Annotated in this window: 17 protein-coding genes; 8 read left to right on the top strand and 9 right to left on the bottom strand. The window is 75.3% G+C overall.

The window, feature by feature from the left end; genetic code table 11:
- Positions 1–126 precede the first annotated feature (126 nt).
- The 7 genes from ACIRS1_RS00615 to ACIRS1_RS00585 form a co-directional block, all read right to left on the bottom strand.
- Positions 127–1,230, bottom strand: a complete 1,104-nt coding sequence (locus tag ACIRS1_RS00615; RefSeq protein ID WP_360220734.1) for a nitric oxide synthase oxygenase — start codon at positions 1,228–1,230, stop codon at positions 127–129.
- A gap of 399 nt (positions 1,231–1,629) precedes the next feature.
- Positions 1,630–3,054, bottom strand: a complete 1,425-nt coding sequence (locus ACIRS1_RS00610; RefSeq protein WP_402835700.1) for a sugar porter family MFS transporter — start codon at positions 3,052–3,054, stop codon at positions 1,630–1,632.
- Positions 3,055–3,227: 173 nt separating this feature from the next.
- Positions 3,228–4,199, bottom strand: coding sequence for an L-histidine N(alpha)-methyltransferase (egtD, locus tag ACIRS1_RS00605; protein ID WP_360220713.1), 972 nt, complete (start codon positions 4,197–4,199; stop codon positions 3,228–3,230).
- A gap of 44 nt (positions 4,200–4,243) precedes the next feature.
- Positions 4,244–4,993 (bottom strand): ergothioneine biosynthesis protein EgtC, encoded by a 750-nt coding sequence (egtC, locus tag ACIRS1_RS00600; RefSeq protein WP_360220710.1) that lies wholly within the window; start codon positions 4,991–4,993, stop codon positions 4,244–4,246.
- Positions 4,993–6,345, bottom strand: coding sequence for an ergothioneine biosynthesis protein EgtB (gene egtB / locus ACIRS1_RS00595; RefSeq protein WP_402835698.1), 1,353 nt, complete (start codon positions 6,343–6,345; stop codon positions 4,993–4,995). The genes egtC and egtB overlap by 1 nt, the downstream gene beginning before the upstream one ends.
- Positions 6,342–7,694 (bottom strand): ergothioneine biosynthesis glutamate--cysteine ligase EgtA, encoded by a 1,353-nt coding sequence (egtA, locus tag ACIRS1_RS00590; protein ID WP_402835696.1) that lies wholly within the window; start codon positions 7,692–7,694, stop codon positions 6,342–6,344. Before egtA ends, egtB begins: the two co-directional genes overlap by 4 nt.
- 278 nt (positions 7,695–7,972) lie before the next feature.
- The gene (locus ACIRS1_RS00585; RefSeq protein ID WP_402835694.1) at positions 7,973–9,121 is read right to left on the bottom strand and encodes an aminotransferase class I/II-fold pyridoxal phosphate-dependent enzyme; all 1,149 of its coding nucleotides are present in this window, start codon (positions 9,119–9,121) and stop codon (positions 7,973–7,975) included.
- Between the two features lie 231 nt (positions 9,122–9,352).
- Between ACIRS1_RS00585 and ACIRS1_RS00580 the strand changes: the two genes are divergently transcribed.
- Positions 9,353–9,946 (top strand): antibiotic biosynthesis monooxygenase, encoded by a 594-nt coding sequence (locus ACIRS1_RS00580; RefSeq protein ID WP_402835693.1) that lies wholly within the window; start codon positions 9,353–9,355, stop codon positions 9,944–9,946.
- 93 nt (positions 9,947–10,039) lie between these two features.
- Here the strand turns inward: ACIRS1_RS00580 and ACIRS1_RS00575 are convergent, their stop codons facing one another.
- Both ACIRS1_RS00575 and ACIRS1_RS00570 read right to left on the bottom strand, forming a co-directional pair.
- Positions 10,040–10,513, bottom strand: a complete 474-nt coding sequence (locus ACIRS1_RS00575; protein ID WP_402835691.1) for an SRPBCC family protein — start codon at positions 10,511–10,513, stop codon at positions 10,040–10,042.
- Positions 10,514–10,539: 26 nt separating this feature from the next.
- A complete protein-coding gene (locus tag ACIRS1_RS00570) occupies positions 10,540–12,384 on the bottom strand; it encodes a glycoside hydrolase family 15 protein (RefSeq protein ID WP_402835690.1) in 1,845 nt (614 codons plus the stop codon).
- Between the two features lie 201 nt (positions 12,385–12,585).
- On the opposite strand from ACIRS1_RS00570, the gene ACIRS1_RS00565 reads away from it, so the two are divergent.
- The 7 genes from ACIRS1_RS00565 to ACIRS1_RS00535 all read left to right on the top strand — a co-directional run bounded on the left by ACIRS1_RS00565 (position 12,586) and on the right by ACIRS1_RS00535 (position 20,880).
- Complete coding sequence (locus ACIRS1_RS00565) at positions 12,586–13,392, top strand: SAM-dependent methyltransferase (protein WP_360220689.1); 807 nt, start codon at positions 12,586–12,588, stop codon at positions 13,390–13,392.
- Between the two features lie 289 nt (positions 13,393–13,681).
- On the top strand, positions 13,682–15,826 hold the full coding sequence (locus ACIRS1_RS00560) for a putative bifunctional diguanylate cyclase/phosphodiesterase (RefSeq protein ID WP_402835688.1): 2,145 nt from the start codon (positions 13,682–13,684) through the stop codon (positions 15,824–15,826).
- A 503-nt stretch (positions 15,827–16,329) separates the two neighbouring features.
- Entirely contained in the window at positions 16,330–17,388 is a 1,059-nt protein-coding gene (locus ACIRS1_RS00555) for a glycosyltransferase (RefSeq protein ID WP_402835686.1), read from the top strand.
- Positions 17,388–18,704: a glycosyltransferase family 2 protein gene (locus ACIRS1_RS00550; protein ID WP_402835684.1), complete on the top strand. Its 1,317-nt coding sequence runs from the start codon at positions 17,388–17,390 to the stop codon at positions 18,702–18,704. Before ACIRS1_RS00555 ends, ACIRS1_RS00550 begins: the two co-directional genes overlap by 1 nt.
- 6 nt (positions 18,705–18,710) lie before the next feature.
- Positions 18,711–19,097, top strand: a complete 387-nt coding sequence (locus ACIRS1_RS00545) for a hypothetical protein (RefSeq protein ID WP_402835682.1) — start codon at positions 18,711–18,713, stop codon at positions 19,095–19,097.
- Complete coding sequence (locus ACIRS1_RS00540) at positions 19,094–20,071, top strand: glycosyltransferase family 2 protein (RefSeq protein WP_402835680.1); 978 nt, start codon at positions 19,094–19,096, stop codon at positions 20,069–20,071. The genes ACIRS1_RS00545 and ACIRS1_RS00540 overlap by 4 nt, the downstream gene beginning before the upstream one ends.
- Entirely contained in the window at positions 20,068–20,880 is an 813-nt protein-coding gene (locus tag ACIRS1_RS00535) for a polysaccharide deacetylase family protein (protein WP_387897308.1), read from the top strand. The genes ACIRS1_RS00540 and ACIRS1_RS00535 overlap by 4 nt, the downstream gene beginning before the upstream one ends.
- Positions 20,881–20,883: the final 3 nt, after the last annotated feature.

Here is a 20,883-nt window from a genome sequence, read left to right as displayed (position 1 = left end):
GCCGCCCACCCCGGGACCGTCCTCACGCCCGGACCGCCGCCCACCCCGGGACCGTCCTCACGCCCGGACCGCCGCCCACCCCGGGACCGTCCTCACGCCCGGACCGCCCTCAGGCCGGGACCGCCCTCACCAGGGCTCGCGCGGGACGAAGGCCGGGCGCAGCGACGGGTCCACCGGGTCGTAGTAGCGGTGGTAGACGGGGGTGAGGCCGCCGGAGACCGGTGGCACGATCCAGCTCCAGTCCGCCGGGGTCGGTCGCCCGAGCCGCTTCTCCTGGGCGACGTGCTTGAGGAAACGCTCCGACTCGGTGTGGTGGTCCGCGATCGTCACCCCGGCCTCCTGGAAGGAGTGCAGCACCGCGATGTTGAGCTCGATCAGCGCGCGGTCGCGCCAGAGCGTGCGGTCGCTGGAGGTGTCCAGGCCCAGCCGTTCGGCGACGGTGCCGAGCATGGCGTAGCGGTCGGCGTCGGCGAGGTTGCGGGCGCCGATCTCGGTGCCCATGTACCAGCCGTTGAACGGCGCGGTCGGGTAGCGGACGCCGCCGATCTCCAGCGTCATGTCGCTGATCGCGGGCACCGCGTACCAGCGCAGCCCGAGGTCGGCGAACCAGTCGTACGCGGGGTGGCTCAGCGGCACCTCCAGCGCGGTGTCGTCGGGCAGCCCGTACCAGTCGGGCCGCTCGCCGGGCCGCTCCTGGACCAGCAGCGGCAGGACCTCGAAGCGGTCCTCGGCGCACTTCCAGCCGAGGTCGCGGGCGCGGGCGGTCAGGGCGACGCCGGCCGGGTCGCCGACCACGGCGCCGCCGTCGCGGTGGCCGGCGTAGCGGACCAGCTGCTGGTTGAGGATGCGGGCGGCCGGGCGGCCCGGGCGGTCGGGGGCGAACACCGACACCACCGGGCGGATCCGCCCGCCGTTGCCCGCCAGCCGCAGGTGCTCGAAGCACTCGGCGGCGATGTCGTCGGCCGAACCGAGGTGGCGCAGGTCGCGCACCACCAGGCTGCGCCAGTACAGCCGTCCGATGCAGCGGGCGGCGTTGCGCCAGGCGAGTTTGGCACCGTAGGCCAGTTCGGCCGGGGTGTGCTCGTAGGTGCCGGTGCGTTCGATCTCGTCGCGGACGGCCCGGAGCCGGTCGTCCGGGGCGCCGGCGGCGGGCTGCTCCCGGTGGAACTGCCGGATGAACTCGGCCGCCTGCTCCTGGTCGGTGAAGGGTGGCGGACCGGCGGGCGGCAGGTCGAGGGACGGCGACGAGTCGGCGCGCGGCGGGCCGGCGTGCGCCGGTTCGGTGGACGGAGGTCCGACGGACGGAGGTGCGGTGGACGGCACTCCGGTGGACGACGGTGCGGTGGACGACGGTGCGGTGGACGGCGACGGACCGGTGCGGCGGTCGATCACCGGCGACGGCCCCGGGGCGGTCTGCGGGTGCCCGGCCGGGGCGTGGGCGTACGGACAGGCGCCGGCGGGTGCGGCGGCTGGTCTGCGGGTGCGGAGCCGGTTGAAGATCAAGGACACATCCCTCCTGCCGATCAGGAGTACCGGAGGTGCTCGCGCCACCGCAGGGAGTGAACGATTCGGCCCCCGCACCCGCGCTCATGGCGCTAGGGTGCGGGGGCCGAAGGTCCGACTGTCGGATCAGCCCATGTCCTCCAGCCGGACGCCCTTGGTCTCCTTCATGAACTTCGCGACGAAGACGATCGACAGGGCGGCGAAGGCCGCGTACACCAGGTAGGTCGCGGACAGGTTCCAGCGCGACAGTGACGGGAACGACACGGTGATCGCCCAGTTGGCGAGCCACTGCGCGGAGGCGGCGACGGACAGCGCGGCGGCCCGGACCCGGTTCGGGAACATCTCGCCGAGCATCACCCAGACCACGACGCCCCAGGACATCGCGAAGAACAGCACGAAGGCGTTGGCCGCGACCAGCGCGACGGTGCCTTGCAGGTCGGGCAGCGAGACGTTGTCCCCGCTGCCGGTGGCCGAGGAGAACGCCCAGCCGGCCGCGCCCAGGGCGACGGCCATGCCCGCCGAGCCGATCAGTGCGAGCGGCTTGCGCCCGATCCGGTCCACCAGCAGGATCGCGACCACCGTGCCGAGGATGTTGATGACCGAGCCGACGAAGCTGATCAGCAGCGAGTTGCTCTGGTCGATGCCGACCGACTGCCACAGGATCGACGAGTAGTAGAAGATCACGTTGATGCCGACGAGCTGCTGGAAGACCGACAGGCCGATGCCGACCCAGACGATCGGCAGCAGGCCGAAGCGCCCGCCGAGCAGGTCGCGGAAGCGCGGCCGGTGGTCGGACGCGATCAGCCCCTGGATCTCGGCGATCCGGGCGTCGGCGTCGACGTCCCGGCCCTCGACGTCGGCGAGCACGGCGCGGGCGTCGTCCAGGCGGCCGGCCTGGATCAGGTAGCGCGGGGACTCCGGGATCACCGAGGCGAGCACGAAGTACACGGCGGCCGGGACGACGCAGACCCCGAGCATCCACTGCCAGGCCTCCAGGCCGAGCAGGCGGCCGCGGGTGTCGCCGCCGGCCGCGTCGGCCAGCACCCAGTTGACCAGCTGGGAGATCGCGATGCCGAGCACGATCGCGGCCTGCTGGAACGAGGCCAGCCGGCCCCGGTACCTGGTCGGCGCGACCTCGGCGATGTACGTCGGGGCGATCACCGAGGCGATGCCGATGGCGGCGCCGCCGAGGACGCGCCAGAGGGCGAGGTCCCAGGCGGAGAACGGGAGCATCGAGCCGACGGCGCTGACCGCGAACAGCAGCGCGCCCGCCTTCATCACCTTGATGCGGCCGTAGCGGTCGGCGAACCGGCCGGCCAGTGCGGCGCCGACCGCGGAGCCCAGCAGGGCGGAGGAGACGATCAGGCCGGTCACGCCGTCGCCGACGCCGAACTTCTGCTGGATCCCGGAGACGGCGCCGTTGATCACGGAGCTGTCGTAGCCGAACAGGAAGCCGCCGAGGGCGGCTGCGGCGGTGATGAAGACGACGAAGCCGAGGCGGCCGGGCGCGGAGGCCTCGACCGCCCCGGAGGGCTTCTGGGTGACGCTCACGATCTTGACTCCTGGTACTCAACACTGAGCTCGGTAGCCGAGATCGTAACCCCTTTTCGTTTAAGTCTTGTACACCGGGGCCTGATTGGCCGGGTTCGAGAATTCGTAAGGTGAACAACCAAATTGAAGTGTCCACCGGCCGGCCGGGCCGCCTCCGGATGCCGCCGCCGGCGTCACTGCGGCGCGGCCAGCGACAGCCCGAACCGGCCCTCCTCGTCCGTCCACCAGTGGCTCAGCCGCAGCCCGGCCGCCGCCAGCTCGTCGGCCACCCTCTCGCGGCGGAACTTGGCCGAGACCTCGGTGCGCAGCTCCTCGCCCCGGTCGAAGTGCACCGGGAGGTCCAGCGCCGGGATCTTCACGGTCTGCGAGCGCAGCGAGCGCAGCCGCATCTCGATCCACTCCTGCTCCGGGTCCCACCGGGCGACGTGGGCGAAGGCGGACGGGTCGAAGTCGGCGCCGAGCTCGCGGTTGAGCACGTTGAGCACGTTGAGGTTGAACTCGGCGGTCACCCCGGCCGAGTCGTCGTAGGCGGAGACCAGTACGGCGGGGTCCTTGACCAGGTCGGTGCCCAGCAGCAGGAAGTCGCCCGGGTCGAGGGCGGCGCGCAGGCCGCGGAGGAAGGCGGCCCGCTCCGGGGGCAGCAGGTTGCCGAGGGTGCCGCCGAGGAAGGCGACCAGCCGGGGGCCGCCCTCCGGGGGCAGGCCGAGCCGGGCGGTGAAGTCGGCCAGCACGCCGTGCACGGCGAGCCCCGGGTACTCCGCGGCGAGCGCGGTGCCGGCCCCGGTCAGCGCGCTCTCGCTGACGTCGACCGGGACGTAGGCCTCCAGGCTGCCGAGGGTGCGCAGCGCGTCCAGCAGCAGCCGGGTCTTCTCGGAGGAGCCGGAGCCGAGCTCCACCAGGGTGTGCGCCCGGGTGGCGGCGGCGATCTCACCGGCCCGGGCGGTCAGGATGGCCCGCTCGGCGCGGGTCGGGTAGTACTCCGGCAGCCGGGTGATCTCCTCGAACAGCTCGCTGCCGCGCGCGTCGTAGAACCACTTCGGCGGCAGCCACTTCGGTTCGGAGGTCAGACCGTGCTGCACGTCGTGGCGCAACGCGGTGCTGAAATGGTCCGCGGGCAGCAGTCGGGTGAGATCAAAAGTGTCCATGACAGGTTGATCCTCTGTTCAGAAGATGAAGGGGGAGTGGGGGATCAGCGGCGGCGGGGGAGTGGGTGCACGGTGACGTCGCGTCCGTCCGCGAGGAGCAGCGAGCCGTCCGGGACGGCCGTCCAGTCCGGGTCGTCGTCGTAGGGCTCGGAGGCCACCACGGTGCCAAGCCCGGGCAGGGTGCGGTGGTGCAGGGTGTCGCCCCAGGTGGTCGCGGCGACGACCCGCCCGTCGGTCAGCAGCAGGTTGAGCCGGCCGGTGGTGTGCGCGGTGACGTCCGCGACGGTGTCCGCCAGCGCCTCGCCGAGACCGGACCCCGCCCGCAGCCGGTGCAGGACCAGGGCCCACAGCAGCGCCGAGTCCGAACGCGCCTCCAGCTCCAGCAGCTCGGCGGGCGGGAGCAGGGCGGCCAGCGCGTCGAGCTTGCCCGGCCAGCCCGCCACCGCGCCGTTGTGGCTGAACAGCCAGCGCTCGGCGGCGAACGGCGCGGCCGCGCTCTCGCCCGCCGCGCAGCCCTCGGTCGCCGAGCGGACCGCCGCCAGCAGGGCCCGGGTGCGGATCACCCGGGCCAGGTCGGCGAAGGCGGAGTCCGCCCAGATCGGCCCGGCCCGGCGGTAGCGTGCGGGCACCTCGTCGCCGTCCGCGTACCAGCCGAGGCCGAAGCCGTCGACGTTGACCGTGCCGTGCTGCTGGGTGCGCGGCGCCCAGGACTGCCGGTGCAGCCCGTGCGGCGGGTGCACCAGCAGCTCCCGCGGCGCCACCGGCTCGCCCAGGTAGGCGATGTGGCGGCACATCAGGCCGACTCCAGGTCGCGGGCGGTGCGGAACCCGGCGAAGATCTGCCGGCGGACGGGGTAGTCCCAGTTCCGGAAGGTGCCCCGGCAGGCGACCGGCGCGACCGCGAAGCAGCCGCCGCGCAGCACCTTGTACTCCGGGCCGAAGAAGACCTCCGAGTACTCCGCGTACGGCCAGGCCCGGAACCCCGGGTAGGGGCGGAAGTCGCTGGCCGTCCACTCCCACACGTCACCGATCATCTGCCGTGCGCCGTACGGGGACTCGCCCGCCGGGTAAGCGCCCGCCGGGGCCGGGCGCAGATGCCGCTGGCCGAGGTTGGCGTGCTCCGGGCCGGGCGCTCCGTCACCCCACGGGTAGCGGCGTGAGCGACCGCCGACCGGGTCGTGCCGGGCGGCCTTCTCCCACTCCGCCTCGGTCGGCAGCCGCCGCCCGGCCCACCGGGCGTACGCGTCCGCCTCGTACCAGCTGACGTGCAGCACCGGCTCGTCCGCGGGGACCGGCTCCACCGTGCCGAAACGGCGGCGCAGCCACTGGCCGTCCTCGAACCGCCAGAACAGCGGGGCGCTCAGGTCGGCGCGCCGGCGGTGCTCCCAGCCCTCGGGGGTCCACCAGCGCGGCTCGTCGTAGCCGCCGTCCGCGATGAACCGCTGGTACGCGCCGTTGGTGACCGGCGTGGTGTCCAGCAGGAAGGCCGGCAGGTCGACCACGTGCGCCGGGCGCTCGTTGTCCAGCGCCCACGGCTCGGTGTCCGTGCCCATCGTGAACGGGCCCGCGGGGACCAGCACCTCGGCGGGCAGCGCGGCCGCGTCCGCCGGGGCGGGCGGCGGTGCGGGGGCGGCCAGTGCGGGCTCGCCCAGGCGCAGCTGATGGGTGATCAGCATCGTCTCGTCGTGCTGCTGCTCGTGCTGGGCGATCATCCCGAAGGCGAACCCGGCGTCCAGCAGCGGCGCGCCCTCCAGCGGACTGGCGGCCAGCAGGTCGAGCACCCGGCCGCGCACGTCGTGCGCGTACGCCCGCGCCTCGGCGGGCGGCAGCAGCGGCAGGCTCGGCCGCTCGGCCCGGGGGTGCTGGAAGGCGTCGTACAGCGGGTCGATCTCCGGGTGCATCGGGTCGCGGCCGCCGACGTTGCGCAGCAGCCAGAGCTCCTCCTGGTTGCCGATGTGCGCGAGGTCCCACACCAGCGGGGACATCAGCGGCGAGTGCTGGGCCGTGAGGTCGGCGTCCTCGACGCAGTCGGTCAGCGCGGCGGTCCGGGCCCGGGCGGCCAGCAGTTCGGCGGCGATCGCCTCGCGCAGCGCCTCGGTGCCCGCCACCGGGTCGGCGGGCGCGGCGGGGGGTCGGACGTCGGTCATGGTGCGGCCTCCTCCGGGAGGGTGCGTCGGGTGCCGGAGCGCAGGGCGTCCAGCTGGTCGTCGGCGGGGCAGCGGCCGCGCGCGGGGTAGCGCTCGGCGAACTCGGCGACGGCGGTGCGCAGCCGTCCGGCGCCGGGCAGCCGGCCCAGCGCGGCGTCGGCGGCGGCGAAGCAGGCCAGGGTGGCGCGGCGCAGCTCGGGGTCGGCGGTGGCCAGCGTGGCGGCCCGGCGCCAGGCGTCGCTGCGCGGCGGACGCGGACCGTCGGCGCGCTGCAGCGGCTCCAGGGCGGCCAGCGCGGCGTCCGCGGCCACCGGGTCGTCCAGCAGCGCCGTGACGAGGGCGGCGGGCACCACCCAGCCGTCGCCGGGCTGGGCGTCGATCATCCGCAGCTCCAGATGGCCGCGCGGGCGCACCGGCGGGAACAGGGTGGTGCGGTGGTAGTCCAAGTCGGCCAGTGTGGGCGGGCGTTCGCCGCCGCCGCGGACCCAGTCGCGGAAGGTCAGCCCGGGCGGGGCCGTCCAGGGCAGCCCCTCGGGCCGGCGCATGCACAGCACCTCGGCGTCGAGCACGTACTGCGCCCAGGCCTCGCCGGGGTCGCCGTGGTCGGGTTGCGGGGCGAGCGTGCGGCTCGGGTCCATCCGGGACCAGACGGTCTGCCGGGTCGACCGGTGGCCGGTCGGCTTCCCGTCCAGCAGCGGGGAGTTGGCGAAGGCGGCGACCAGCACCGGGCCCAGTCGGTGGGTCAGCAGCCAGCGGCGCCGCACCGCGTGCGGGCCGTCCGTGTCACCGGCGTCCACGCACACCTGCACCGACGCCGTGCCGGTCATCATGATCCGGCCCCAGGGCCCGGCCGAGTCGAAGAAGCGCTCCATCGCGAGGTAGCGGGGGTGGTCCAGCACCATCCGGCGCGGCCGGGCGAGGGGGTCCGTCCCGGTGCCGGTGAGGCGCAGGCCCTGCGCCGCGAAGGCGGCCCGCAGGGCGGTCATGTCGCGTCGGGTGTCCTCGACGCAGGCCACCAGGCCGGTGGCGGGCGGGGAGCTGAGCTCGACCTGCCCGCCGGGTTCGAGCGTCAGGCGCGAACCGGAGGGGAGCGAGGTGCCGTCGGGGCCGCCGAGCGGCATCGACGCCAGTGCGTCACGCAGGAGTTCCGGCCGTACGGGCCGGGTGGGACATCGGTCGTCGTGGACGAACCACTCGACCTCGACCCCGACCAGGCGGGGCGGCCCGATCTTGAAGCAGACGCCCGCCACGTGGCTTCGCGCCCCCGACTCGGTCAGCGGGGTCACCCCCGTCGGGGGCGGCTGCGGGCTCTGCCGCTCGGGCTGAGTGGAGTGGGATATCGGTATCACCGGACTCACCATCCTCGGGATCACGATTGCGGCCCGGTCTACCCTGCCCAGTCTGCTACGGAGCATGCGGGGACGCTCCGCAAATATCGGGTGAACGTTCGTTTCCGCAGGTCAGGGGTGTGGCGATCGGGTGAATCCGGGATTCCGGGCGGTTCGGGGCAGGCCCGCGGCAGGCCCGTGACGGGCTGCGCGCCGGGTCCGCGCTGGGTTTCGCGCCGGGGTTCACGGCAGGTCCGCGCTGGGTTTCGCGCCGGGTCCGAGCCGGGGCTCCCGGCCGCTCACAGGCGGTCCAGCCGCTCCAGCACCTCGTCCAGCACCGGCCCCGGCAACGCGTAGTTCAGCCGCAGCGAGCCCCGCCCGCCCGTGCCGAACTCGGCGCCGTCCGAGGCCTCCAGGCCGCAGCGCTCCAGCAGCGCCCGCCGGGCCCCCTCGGGCGGCAGGCCGAGGGCGGCGGCGTCCAGCCAGAGCAGGTAGGAGGCCTGCGGCGCCGACCGGACGGCCGGGCCGAGCCGCTCGGTCAGCCGGGCGCGGGCGGCCGCCAGGTGGGCGAGCAGCGCGTCCAGCCACGGGCCGCCCGCGCGCAGCGCCGCCTCCTGCACCGTCTGCTCCAGCAGACCGCCCTCCCAGAGCCCGAACCCGGCCAGGGTGTCGGTGAAGCGGGCGCGCAGTGCCGGGTCCGGGACGAGCGCGAAGGCGGACGGGATCCCGGAGCAGTTGAAGGTCTTGCCGATCGAGTTGAGCGAGACGACGTGCCGCCGGTCCCAGGGGTGGGCGGTGGTGACGGCCACCGGGTGGTGCCGGCCCGGATGGGTGAGGTCGCCGTGCACCTCGTCCGAGACCAGCAGGGCCCCGCACCGCGCCGCCCAGGCGGCCAGGCCGCGCACCGCGGCGCCCGGCCACACCCGGGCGGACGGATTGTGCGGGCTGCTCAGCAGCAGGGCCGAGGCGGGGCGCGGGAGCTGGCCGGCCTCGGGCAACCGGTAGCCGTCGCCGGTGACGGTCAGGGCGAGCTCCCGGTGCGCCACCCCGGCGGCCCGGCAGATCTGCGCGAAACCGCCCCACTCCGGCGTCGGGAACAGCACCGGCGCCTGCGGCCGGACGGTCTCCAGCAGCAGGCGCAGCGCGGTGCGCGGGCCGCAGGGCAGCAGCAGGACCCAGTCCGGATCCACCTCGACGTCGTGCCGCTCCCGGTACCAGCGGGCCACCAGGGCCCGACCGGCCGGGTCGCACACCGTGTACCCGTACGCCCGGTGAGCGGCCCGGCTCCGCAGGGCCGCGGCCACGGCCGGCGGGCCGGGCAGGTCCATGTCCGCCAGACCCATCGCGATCACCCCCGGTGCCCCGGCGCGGGCCCATTTGCTGCTGCCCGTCCCGGCCCGGTCGAAGGGGGAGTCGAAGCCGAAGTCCTCGGGCGGGGCGGTGCTCATGGCGGACCTCCGGTGGGGTGAAGCGCGGCCGGCGTCGGGGCCTGACTCCTGGATTCTGTCGGGCCCGGCGGAGATCCGGGGCGATTCCCGCCCGGCGGCGGCGCCGCGTCCCACGGTTCGGGCGCGGCGGACGGCAACGGCGGGCCGCCCGTAGGCTGCCCGGCGGCTCGCGACCGGGGAAGCCGGACCGGCCCGCGCACGGCGGAGCCGCACGGGGAGAAGGGTGCAGGCATGGCGACGACGGCACGGGGGACGGCCATCGGGCAGGCCGAGGAGCACGACGAGGTGACGCTGTTCGTGGCGCGCCGCGTGGAGCCGGGCTACGAGGAGACGTTCGAGGTCTGGGCGAAGAACATCCTCGCCGCCGCCTCCGCGCACGACGGCAACCTGGGGACGGGGCTGCTGCGCCCGGCCGGGCCGGACGAGCCCTGGCACCTGCTGCTGCACTTCCGGGACGCGGCGGCCTTCCGGTCCTGGCAGTCCTCCCCGGCCCGGGCGGCCTGCTTCGAGAAGGCGGACGGCCACCACCACGAGGTGCACCGGCACGAGATCCTCGGCATGGAGGGCTGGTTCGCCACCACCCCGGGAGCGGCGCAGCGCCGGCCGCCGGTCCGCTGGCGGATGGCGGTCGCCTCCACCGTCGCCATCGCCCCGCTGACGGTGGCCTCCGCGGTGTGGCTCGGCCCGCACCTGGCGGCGCTTCCGGTGGCCGTCCGGCCGCTGGTCACCGCACCGCTGATCAGCGGGCTGATGACGTACGCGGCGCTGCCGCTGGTGACGCGGCTGCTGCGGCGGTGGCTGTTCCCGCAGGGGGACGGCAGGTAGCGGCCGACGGCTGACGGCTGACGGCTGACGGCTGACGACCGACGGCGAACAGATGACGGCGAACAGATGACAGATAACAGATTTCGAAATCTGTCAGCTGTCATCTGTTCGCCGTTCGCCCCCGGCCGCCGCCAGGTACGCCGCCAGTCCGCGCCGACCCCGGCGCATCATCACCGCATGGTTGGCGCGGAAGAGCGGGTGCAGCGGGAGGGCGAGGCGGCGCAACAGGGGCCTGCCGGGCCGGGCGTCCTCCTCGAAGAGCACCCGGGTGCCGTCGCCGTCGGCGGTGACGGTGAACCGCGACCACCCGTCGAGGTCGCCCCGCATGGTGGCCTCCAGCACCCCAGCGGCCGGGTCCCGCCGCCGCGCCTCCAGGTGGATCACCAGCCGGTACGGCAGCAGCGCGCGCACCACGACCTCCCCGGACCGCTCGTCGACGGGCCGCACGTCGAGCACCTCCGGCCACCACCGCGGGTAGCTCCGCACGTCCTCCAGCGCCGCGTACACGGCCGGCGCCGGCGCCGCGAGCCGCCACACGCCGCGGAACCGGTAGTGGTTGGGGTCCACGCGCAAACCTTAGCGGTGCCCCGCCGCTACCGTCCCCGGGTCGACTCGGCCAGGGTGAAGGCGGTGTTGACCAGGGCCACGTGACTGAACGCCTGTGGGGTGTTGCCGAGTTGGCGTCCGGCGTGCGGGTCCCACTGTTCGGCGAGCAGCCCCAGGTCGTTGGCGAGCGCGACCACCCGGGCGAACAGGGCGCGGGCCTCGTCGACCCGCCCGGTGGCGGCGAGCGCGTCGGCGAGCCAGAACGAGCAGGCCAGGAAGGCCCCTTCGCCGCCCGGCAGGCCGTCGCCGTGCGGCCCGGCCCGGTAGCGGAGCACGAGTCCGCCGTGGTCGAGTCCGTCCCGGACGGCGTCCACGGTGCGCACCACCCGGGGGTCGTCCGGGGGCAGGAAGCCGCTCTTCACCACGAACAGCGTGGCCGCGTCGAGGCCGCGCCCGCCGTAGTGCTGGACGAAGACGCCGCGGCGCCGGTCGTAGCCGTTGGCGCAGACGTCCGCGTGCACGGCGTCCCGCAGGGCCCGCCAGCGGTCGACCGGGGCGGGCAGCCCGGTGCTCTCGGCCAGCCGGACGGCACGGTCGGCGGCGACCCAGCTCATCACCTTGGAGTGCACGAAGTGCTGCCGCCCGCCGCGTACCTCCCACAGCCCCTCGTCCGGTTCGCGCCAGTGCTGTTCGAGGTGGTCCATCAGCGCGCGCAGCAGGGTCCAGACGTGCCGTTCCATCGGCAGTCCGGCCTCGACGGCGAGGTGCAGCGTGTCCACCACCTCGCCGTAGACGTCGAGTTGGAGCTGGTCGACGGCGGCGTTGCCGAACCGGACGGGCCGCGAGCCCTCGTACCCGGGGAGCCAGTCGGCGGTGGCCTCGCCGAGCACCCGCTCCCCGGCGACCCCGTACACCGCCTGGAGGTCGCCGCGCCCGCCGGCGATGGCGCGCAGCAGCCAGCGGCGCCAGGCGGCGGCCTCCTCGCGGAAGCCGCCGCGCAGCAGGGCGGAGAGCGTCATGGAGGAGTCGCGCAGCCAGCAGAAGCGGTAGTCCCAGTTACGGGCCCCGCCGATCCGCTCGGGCAGGGAGGCGGTGGGTGCGGCGACGATGCCGCCGGTGGGCGCGTAGGCGAGGGCCTTGAGGGTGATCAGCGAGCGCAGGACGGCGGCCCGCCACTCGCCGCGGTAGCGGCAGTCGGAGGCCCAGGTCTGCCACCGGGCGACGGTGGCGAGCAGGGCCTGTTCGGGGTCGGTGCGCGGGGTGGTGGTGAGGTGGGAGGGCTGCCAGGTGAGGACGAAGGGGACGCGCAGCCCGGCGGTCACGGTGAAGTCCGAGACGGTGACGCCGTCCAGGCCGTAGGTATGGACCCCGGCGGGTACCCGTAACCAGGCCGAGTCGGGCCCGGCGACGGCGACCCGGTGGTGTCCGGTGCGGCGGACCCACGGGTCGATGCGGCCGTAGTTGAAGCGCAGCCGCAGCGTGCCGCGCATCCGGACGGTGCCCTCCAGGCCCTCGACGATCCGGATCAGCTGCGGGTCGCGGTGCCCTCCCGGGCCGGGGCGGCCGTCCTGCTCGCCGTGGTGCACCGGGCCGGGGCGTCCGCCGGGGCTGCGCTGCGGCATGAAGTCGGTGATCCGGACCTTCCCGCCGGCGGTCTGCCATTCGCTCTCCAGGACGAGGCTGTCGCCCCGGTAGCGGCGGGCGTGGCACTCGGCGGCGCCCGCGGGGGCGATCCGCCAGGCGCCGTGGCGCTGGTCGCCGAGGAGTCCGGCGAAGCAGCTGGGGGAGTCGAACCTGGGCAGGCAGAGCCAGTCGACCGATCCGTCCCGGCCCACCAGGGCGGCGGTCTGCAAGTCACCGATGAGGGCGTAGTCCTCGATGCCTCCGGCCATCACGTCCATTCTGGGCCGGGAACCGGTGGTTCGGCAGGACGGGGGGCGAACGCGGTGCGAACGCCGCGTTCCGGGAAGGGGGCACTCCGCTTGCACCCGTTCGGGGTGCAGAGGAGGATCTTCTGTGCTTGTAGTCTCAGCTGTCACAGCAGTCGTCGTGAGGCGCTGCGGCCCCACAACCGGAGTGAAGGAGTCACAGGCATGCGGCGACCGAGCTGGGTACCGGAGGGTACGGACCTGGACAAACCGAACGCCGCGCGGGTCTACGACTACTACCTGGGGGGTTCGCACAACTTCGAGGTCGACCGCGAGATGGCCCGCCGGGCCATGGAGCTGTGGCCCGAACTGCCGCAGATCATGCGCTCCAACCGCGCCTTCCTGCGCCGCGCGGTCTCCTTCCTCGCCGAGCGCGGCGTGACCCGTTTCCTGGACATCGGCTCCGGCATCCCGACCTTCGGCGCGGTGCACGAGGTCGCCCGGGCGATCCGGCCCGGGGCGGAGGTCGTCTACGTGGACCGCGACCCGGTGGCCGTGGCGCACAGCCGCCTGCTGCTGGCGGACGACCCGGAGTGCTCCGTCGTCCAGGCCGACCTGCGCGACGTCGACGACTTGCTGGGCCGCCCCGAGGTGGCCGGACTGCTGTCGGCGGGCGAGCCGGTGGCCGTGCTGCTGGTGGCCGTCGCGCACTTCGTCACCGACGACGAGGACCCGTGGAAGCTGATCCGCACCATCCGCGACGTGCTGCCGTCCGGCAGCGCGCTGGTCCTCTCGCACGCCTCCCTGGAGGGGCGCCCGGACCAGGCGGAGGACCACCAGAAGCTGTACCGGATGACGCCGACCCCGCTGACCATGCGCACGCATGAGCAGATCACCGCGATGTTCGACGGCTTCGAGCTGGTCGAACCGGGCGTGGTCTACCTCCCGCAGTGGCGCCCGGACCAGCCGGAGGCGGTCGGCGAGCACCCCGAGCGGATGACCGGGGTGGCAGGCATGGGGTTCCGCCCTTGAGCGGACGGACCGGACGAGGAGCCGACGGTCGCGGAGCGGGCACAGCGGCCGGCGGTCGCGCCGGTTCGCTCGCCGGTCGCGCCGGTCGCGCCGGTCGCGCCGGCCGCACCGGTCCGCTCGCCGGTCGGACCGGTCCGCACGCGGCCCCGCCGGCCGCGGGCCCCGCGCGTCCCGCCCCGCCGGCCACCGCCGCACCCCCCGCCGCACCCCCCGCCGCTCCCGCCACCGCTCCCGCCGTCGCGTCCGTCATCGCTCCGGCACCCCCCGCCCCGCCCACCCGGGTGGACCGATGAGCGCCGCCCCGGTGTCCGACAGCGCCGAGCGCTTCCACGAGGCCTGGGCGCGGCTGCTCTCCGCCGACCACGGCATCGCCATCCACCCCGGGCTGCTCGGCCGGCTGGTGGCCCGGACGGCGGGGCTGCTGCACCGCGCCCAGCAGGAGGAGCCGTTCGAGCCCCGGCTGGCCGCGCAGGCCGGCGCGGAGCTGGTCGACGCGCACTTCACCGACCCGGTGCTGCTGGCCAGGGCGGTGGAGCTGCTGCAGGCGCAGCCGTCCGGGGACGAGCGCGGCCCGGCGCTGACCGGCGCCTTCGCGGCCGGCTGGGCCGCGGCCCTGCGCGAGCGCACGCTGCGTGAGCAGGAGGCGATCCGCACCGCCGCCGACGCGGCCCGCAAGGAGGCCGAGCGGGCGCTGCGCGCCTCCGAGGCGCGGTTCCGCGCGCTGTTCGAGAGCGCGGCGATCGGGATCGGCATCGGGGACACCGACGGCAACATCCTGGCCGTCAACAAGGCGCTGCAGGAGCTGTTCGGCGCGGGGCCGGAGGACATGACCGGCCGCCGGGTCGGCGACCTCGTGCACCCCGAGGACACCCCGGGCGTCTGGGAGGCGTACGAGGACCTGATCAGCGGCCGGCGGGAGTACTTCCAGATCGACAAGCCGTACTACCGCCAGGACGGCGAGGTGGTCTGGACGCACCTGACCGTCTCGCTGATCCGGGACGACGACGGCGTCCCGCAGTACCAGGTGGCGATGCTGGAGGACATCACCGACCGCTACCGGCTGCAGGAGCGGCTGCGCCACCAGGCCACCCACGACCCGCTGACCGGCCTGCCCAACCGGGCGGCGTTCTTCGAGCGGCTGGAGAAGCTGTTCGAGGAGCCGGAGCCGGGTGCCAGGTTCGGCCTCTGCTACGTCGACCTGGACGGCTTCAAGGTGGTCAACGACAGCCTCGGCCACGACACCGGCGACCAGTTGCTGGCCGCGGTGGCCGCCCGGCTGAAGGCCGCGCTCACCCCGCTCGGCCACCTGGTGGCCCGGCTCGGCGGCGACGAGTTCGTGGTGCTGCTGGAGAACTGCCGGGGCGAGCAGGAGGCCGTCGCGGCCGCGAAGACGGTGCTCAAGGCGCTGGCCGGGCCGGTGCTGATCGGCGATCACAAGCTGGCGGTGGGCGCCAGCGTCGGCGTGCTGGAGCGGCGGGTCTCCACCACCACCCCGGGCGCCGCCGTCCGGGCCGCGGACCTGACGCTGTACCGGGCCAAGGAGGCCGGCCGCGGCCGCTGGACGCTGTTCGACCCCAAGGAGAACGCCCGCGCGGTCAGCCGCTACGCGGTGTCGGTGCGGATGCCGGCGGCGCTGGACCGCGGCGAGTTCTTCATCGACTACCAGCCGCTGTACGCGCTCGCGGACGGCCGGCTGGCCGCGGTGGAGGCGCTGGTGCGCTGGCGCCACCCGCAGCTGGGCGTGCTCGGCCCGGACGAGTTCGTGACCACCGCCGAGGAGACGGGGCTGATCATGCCGCTCGGCCGCTGGGTGCTGGAGCAGGCCTGTGGTCAGGCCGCGGACTGGATCAAGCGGTTCGGCGACGCCGCCCCGCAGCTGAACGTCAACCTGGCGGTCCGTCAGGCGCGCAGCGCGGCGCTGGTCACCGACCTCGCCCGGATCCTGGACGGCACCGGGCTGGACCCGGCCAGGCTGCAGCTGGAGATCACCGAGTCGACGGTCGTCGGGCCGGAGGACGAGGCGCTGCGCACCCTGCACGGGCTGGTCGACCTCGGCGTGTCGCTGGCCGTGGACGACTTCGGCACCGGGTGGTCCAACCTGGCGTACCTGCGGGACCTCCCGGTCTCCGGGCTGAAGATCGCCGGGTCCTTCGTGGGCGATCTGCACGATCCGGCGAAGGACGAGTCCACCGGGTGGCGGATCGTCAGCGGTCTGGTGTCGATGTCGCACGCGCTCGGACTGACCGTCACCGCCGAGGGCGTGGAAACCCTGAAGGACGCCGAGCGCCTGCGCACCATCGGCTGCGACTGGGCGCAGGGCTGGCACTTCGGCCGGCCGGTGCGGCCGGGCGAGATCGCCCGCCGGATCGCGGAGGAGCCGCAGGGCCGCCCGGTGCAGGGCCGTCCGCTGCGCGGCCGTCCGGCGCAGGGCTGACGGGCGCGCAGCTGGCGGGCGCGGGGCTGACGGGCGCGGGGCTGACGGGCGCAGGGCGGGCTCGCGCCGCCGGGAGCGCCGGGCGGCCCGGTCGCGCCGTGTGACGGCGCAGGATCGGGTCTGGTGACTCGGTGTCACCACGGGTCATGGGAAGTTACGGTAAAAAGCGGACAAAGCCCTCTTGACGTGACTGTCCGTGCCGACGGACGATGAGGCCCTGGCACACTCCGCACCCGAAGGTGCGGTGGTTCATAGGCCAGTTCGTACGACCGGCGCCGCAGGCGCCGGGGAGGGCCCGGGCGGTGCGCACCCCCATCCGGCCGCCACGGAGCTCCTCCCTCGTTTCGGCAGCCCCGAGGCCTCCCCGAGGTCCTCGCTCCGGGCTTCCCCACCGGGCCCCGCCCGCGCGTATCCGTCCGCGCCCAAGGCCCGTTCGCCACCGTTAGGGGCCCGCGCCGTCCCCGGCGTCCGCCCGTCGCCTCCCTCCCGAGAGGCCGCCCCCGATGAGCACCACCCTGCCCTCCACCAACCACGCCTCCGTGGCCCAGGACCCCGCCGTGGCACCGCCGTCCGCCGGGCCGCCGTCCGAGACCAGGCCGTCCGAGACCAGGCCCTCCGAGAACAGCCCGTCCGAGAACGGACGGTCGAAAGACCGGCGGTCCGAGACCAGGCGGTCCGAGGACTGGCCGTCCGAGCGGCCCTACCAACCGCCCGTCGACCGGCCCGTCGACGGCGAGGCCCACCCGCAGCGCCGGGCCACCGACCGCGCCACCGCGCACCACCCGATGCGCCGTGCGGGCGACCCGCCCGCCACCGCCCGCTCCGCCCGACCGGCCGCCCAGGCCCAGGTGGCCGCCCGGCACTCGGTCAGCCTGGTCGTCCCGGCCCACAACGAGGCCCGCAACATCGCCTGGGTCTTCGAGCAGATCCCGTCCTGCGTCGACGAGGTCATCCTGGTCGACGGAGCGTCCAGCGACGCCACCGTCCCGATGGCCCGGCACTGCCTGCCCACCGTCCGCAGCGTCCAGCAGAGCGGCCCCGGCAAGGGCAACGCCCTGCGCACCGGCTTCGCGGCCGCCACCGGCGAGTACGTCGTGATGATGGACGCCGACGGCTCCATGTGGCCCGGCGAGATCCCGCACTACCTGCACTTCCTGGACAACGGGTTCGACTTCGTCAAGGGCTCGCGCTGCATCGCCGGCGGCGGCTCGCTCGACCTCACCCGGATCCGTTCGCTCGGCAACCGGGCCCTGCTCGCCGTCGTCAACCGCCTCTACGACGCGAGCCTCACCGACCTGTGCTACGGCTACTGCGCCTTCCGCCGCTCCTTCCTGAGCGCCCTCGACCTCCGCTCCACCGGGTTCGAGATCGAGGCCGAGATGATCGCGCACGCGCTTCGCTCCGGACTGCGGATCGCCGAGGTGCCGAGCCTGGAACTCCCCCGCCGCAGCGGTCGCTCCCACCTGCACGCCGTCTCCGACGGCCGCCGGGTGCTGAGGACCCTGATCGCCGAGCGTCCCGGCGCCCGGTCCCCGGCGACCGCCTCCGTGGGGGAGCACTGATGAATGGCACCGACCGGCGCACCGCAGCAGCCTGCCCGCGCCCCGCCGCCCGTGACTCGCTCCACACCCCCGTCCGCGTCGTCGAGCTGGACCTGGACGAACCGAGCGGGCTGCGCTCGCCCGGCGGTCTCGGTGCCGTCGACCCGGCCGGACGCGTGTTGGCGTTGGTGCGGCTGCACGGACACCCGCTCGGCTTGGTCACGGCCACCGGAGCAGCCGGCGGGAGCGCCGAACTGCGCCGGGCGCTGGTCGACGCCGCCCACCGGGAACTGCGCGTTCCCGCACTGTCCACCGCGACACCCGCGGCGCGTCCCGGTCGGGTCGGCCGCGCCCGGGTGCCCGCGGGCCCGGTCACGGTCAGCGTGGTCGTCGCCACCCACAACCGGGCGGGCCTGCTGCGACCCTGCCTCGACTCCCTGCTGCGGAACGGCTATCCGCGCACCGAGGTCATCGTCGTGGACAACGCCCCCGCCGACGACGCCGCCGAACGGCTGATCAGGGACCGGTACCGGGGCCGGGTCCGCTACCTGCGCGAGCCGGTGGCGGGCCTGGCCCGGGCCCACAACGCCGGGCTCGCCGCCGCGACCGGGGAGATCACCGCCTTCACCGACGACGACACCCTCGCCGACCCGGACTGGATCGGCGCCCTCGCCCGGACCTTCGCCGAGGACGGGCGGATCGGCTGCGTCACCGGCCTGATCCTGCCCGCCGAACTCGACACCCCCGCCCAGGTCGCGCTGGAGAACCACGGCGGCTTCGCGAAGGGCTTCGCCGCCCGTACCTGGAGCCTCGCCGACCGCCTCGGCGACCCGCTCTTCCCCTTCGCCGCCGGCCGCTTCGGCTCCGGCGCCAACATGGCCTTCCGCACCGCCCCGCTGCGCGCCCTCGGCGGCTTCGACCCCGCCACCGGCACCGGCACCCCCGCCCGCGGCGGCGACGACCTGCTCGCCTTCTTCCGCATCCTGGTCGCCGGCCACGCCCTCGCCTACGCGCCCGACGCCATCATCTGGCACCGCCACCGGCGCACCATGGACGCCCTGCCCGCCCAGGCCTTCGGCTACGGCGCAGGCTTCGGGGCCTACCTCGCCGCCGCGCTGCACCACGAACCCGCCATGCTGCCCGCCCTGTTGCGCCGCCTCCCCGGCGGCCTCCGTTACGCGGCCCGCCGCGCACGCACCCGGCCGGACCCGGGCGCGGCGGGCCGCCGCCCCAGCTGGCACCTCGCCCGGCTGGAGCTGCAGGGCATGCTGTACGGGCCGCTCGGGTACGTGCGCAGCGTCCACCGGGACCGGGCCACCGCCCGGGCGACGGGGTGACGGGCCGTGTTCGCGCGGACCGCGGCCGCCGCCCTCGCCCGGGGGCGCGGGACCTGCTCCTGCCCGCTGCCGCTGCCCTGCGAGTGCTCGTACCCCGCCCTGGTGCGGGCCCGGCTGCAGGCCGCCGTGGTGGCCGGTGGACGGCTGCTGCGCAACGGGCGCGTGCCGGCCGCCCCCGGTCGCACCGCCCCCGGTCGCACCGTCGGTCGCCGCTCCGCCCTCGGCCTCACCGTCGCCGGTCTGACCGCCGCCGGTCTGACCGCCTGGCTGCTGTCGGCGATCGGCCTCGCCGGCGCCGCCCTCGCCTGGGCGACCGCTGCCACCGCCCTCGCCGTGCCACTGCTGTGCACCCTGCCGCGGTGGCTCCCGACACACGAACGGAGACGGCCGTGAACCCCCCGGGCCTGTCCGTCATCGTCTGCGCCTACACCCTCGACCGCTGGGACGACCTGCGCGCCGCGATCGGCTCGCTGCACGGCCAGCACCGGCCGCCCGACGAGGTCCTGCTGGTCGTCGACCACTGCCCGGAGCTGGTGCGCCGGGCCGGGGCGGAGTTCCCCGGCGTCCTGGTGCTGCCCAACCACGAGCGGCAGGGCCTGTCCGGCGCCCGCAACTCCGGCGTGGCCGCCGCCTCCCAGGAGGTGGTCGCCTTCCTCGACGACGACGCCGCCGCGGAGCCCGGCTGGACCGGCCACCTCCTCGCCCCCTACCGGGACCCGCGGGTCCAGGGCGTCGGCGGCCTCGTCCTGCCGCGGTGGGACGGCGGGCGCCCGTCCTGGTTCCCCGCCGAGTTCGACTGGGTGGTCGGCTGCTCCTACCGCGGCCTGCCCACCCGCCGCAGCGCCGTGCGCAACTTCATCGGTGCCAACATGTCCTTCCGCCGCGCCGAGGTGCTCGCCGCCGGCGGCTTCCGCACCGACCTCGGCCGGGTCGGCACCCGCCCGCTCGGCTGCGAGGAGACCGAGCTGTGCCTGCGGCTGGCCGAACGCGACCCCCGGGGCCTGCTGCTCCACGAACCCGCCGCGGTGGTCCGCCACCACGTGCCGGCCGGCCGGTCCACCTGGGCCTACTTCCGCGCCCGCTGCTTCGCGGAGGGCCGCTCCAAGGCCGCCGTGGCCCGCAAGCGCGGCAGCCGCGCCGCTCTCGCGAGCGAGCGCCGCTACCTCACCACGACCATCCCGGCCGCGCTCGCCCGCTCCCTGCGGGCCGCCGGCGCCGATCCGCGCCGGGCCGCCGCGCTTCTCGCCGGCGTGTCCGTCACCGTGCTCGGCTACGCCGCCGGCCGGATCGCCGCCGCCCTGCCCGGCCGCCCCGCGGCCGCCCCGGACGCGCCGGTGCGCGCAGTCCCCGCGGAGCGCGCGTCATGACCGCCGTGCCCGTGCTGCTCTACCACTCGGTCTCCGACGACCCTCCCGGCTGGATCGCCCCGTACACCGTGTCGCCGCGGGTGTTCGCCCGGCAGCTCGACGCGCTGGTGGAGGGCGGGCGCCGGATCGTCCCGCTGCGCCGGCTGGTGTCGGCCCTGCGCGGCGGCCCCCCGCTGCCCGAGCACTGCGCGGTGCTCACCTTCGACGACGGGTTCGCCGACTTCTACTGGACGGTCGCCCCGATGCTCAGCGACCGGGACCTGCCGGCGACCCTGTTCGTCACCACCGGCGCCGTGCACATCCCCGGGCACGCGGGCGAGGGCACCCTGCTGCCGCCCGCCGAGATGCTCACCTGGCGCCAGGTCGCCACGCTGGACGCGCTCGGCGTCGAGATCGGCGGCCACACCCGCACCCACCCCCAGCTGGACACCGTGCGCGGCCGGCAGGCGTGGGACGAGATCCGGGGCTGCAAGCACGAACTGGAGGACGCGGTGGGCCACCAGGCCGCCTCGTTCGCCTACCCGCACGGCTACTCGAGCGCCGCCGTCCGGCAGAAGGTCCAGGCGTCCGGCTGGACGTCGGCGTGCGCGGTCGGCAACGCGTTCAGCTCGGACGGGGACGAGCCGCTGCGGATCTCCCGGCTGATGCTCCGGGCGGACACCCCGGCGGCGGAGTTCCGGCGCTGGGTGCAGGGCGTCGGCGCCCCGGTGGCGCCGTACCCGGAGCGGATGCGGACCAGGGGCTGGCGGGCGTACCGCCGGGGCCGGGCGCTGCTCGGCCGCCCGGCGGGCGGGCCGCCCCGGGCCTGACGG

Origin of the sequence: Kitasatospora sp. NPDC101176, from assembly GCF_044768035.1 — a bacterium.
GTDB lineage: Bacteria > Actinomycetota > Actinomycetes > Streptomycetales > Streptomycetaceae > Kitasatospora.
This window is presented reverse-complemented; position numbering and strand designations above follow the sequence as displayed.

What these genes read in the sequence shown, in the direction of transcription:
- ACIRS1_RS00535 (WP_387897308.1), top strand. Translation starts at nt 20,068, where the DNA reads ATGACCGCCGTGCCCGTGCTGCTCTACCACTCGGTCTCCGACGACCCT.
- ACIRS1_RS00570 (WP_402835690.1), bottom strand. Translation starts at nt 12,384, where the DNA reads ATGGCCGGAGGCATCGAGGACTACGCCCTCATCGGTGACTTGCAGACC.
- ACIRS1_RS00580 (WP_402835693.1), top strand. Translation starts at nt 9,353, where the DNA reads ATGGCGACGACGGCACGGGGGACGGCCATCGGGCAGGCCGAGGAGCAC.
- ACIRS1_RS00585 (WP_402835694.1), bottom strand. Translation starts at nt 9,121, where the DNA reads ATGAGCACCGCCCCGCCCGAGGACTTCGGCTTCGACTCCCCCTTCGAC.
- egtC (WP_360220710.1), bottom strand. Translation starts at nt 4,993, where the DNA reads ATGTGCCGCCACATCGCCTACCTGGGCGAGCCGGTGGCGCCGCGGGAG.
- ACIRS1_RS00565 (WP_360220689.1), top strand. Translation starts at nt 12,586, where the DNA reads ATGCGGCGACCGAGCTGGGTACCGGAGGGTACGGACCTGGACAAACCG.
- ACIRS1_RS00560 (WP_402835688.1), top strand. Translation starts at nt 13,682, where the DNA reads ATGAGCGCCGCCCCGGTGTCCGACAGCGCCGAGCGCTTCCACGAGGCC.
- egtD (WP_360220713.1), bottom strand. Translation starts at nt 4,199, where the DNA reads ATGGACACTTTTGATCTCACCCGACTGCTGCCCGCGGACCATTTCAGC.
- egtB (WP_402835698.1), bottom strand. Translation starts at nt 6,345, where the DNA reads ATGACCGACGTCCGACCCCCCGCCGCGCCCGCCGACCCGGTGGCGGGC.
- ACIRS1_RS00550 (WP_402835684.1), top strand. Translation starts at nt 17,388, where the DNA reads ATGAATGGCACCGACCGGCGCACCGCAGCAGCCTGCCCGCGCCCCGCC.
- ACIRS1_RS00555 (WP_402835686.1), top strand. Translation starts at nt 16,330, where the DNA reads ATGAGCACCACCCTGCCCTCCACCAACCACGCCTCCGTGGCCCAGGAC.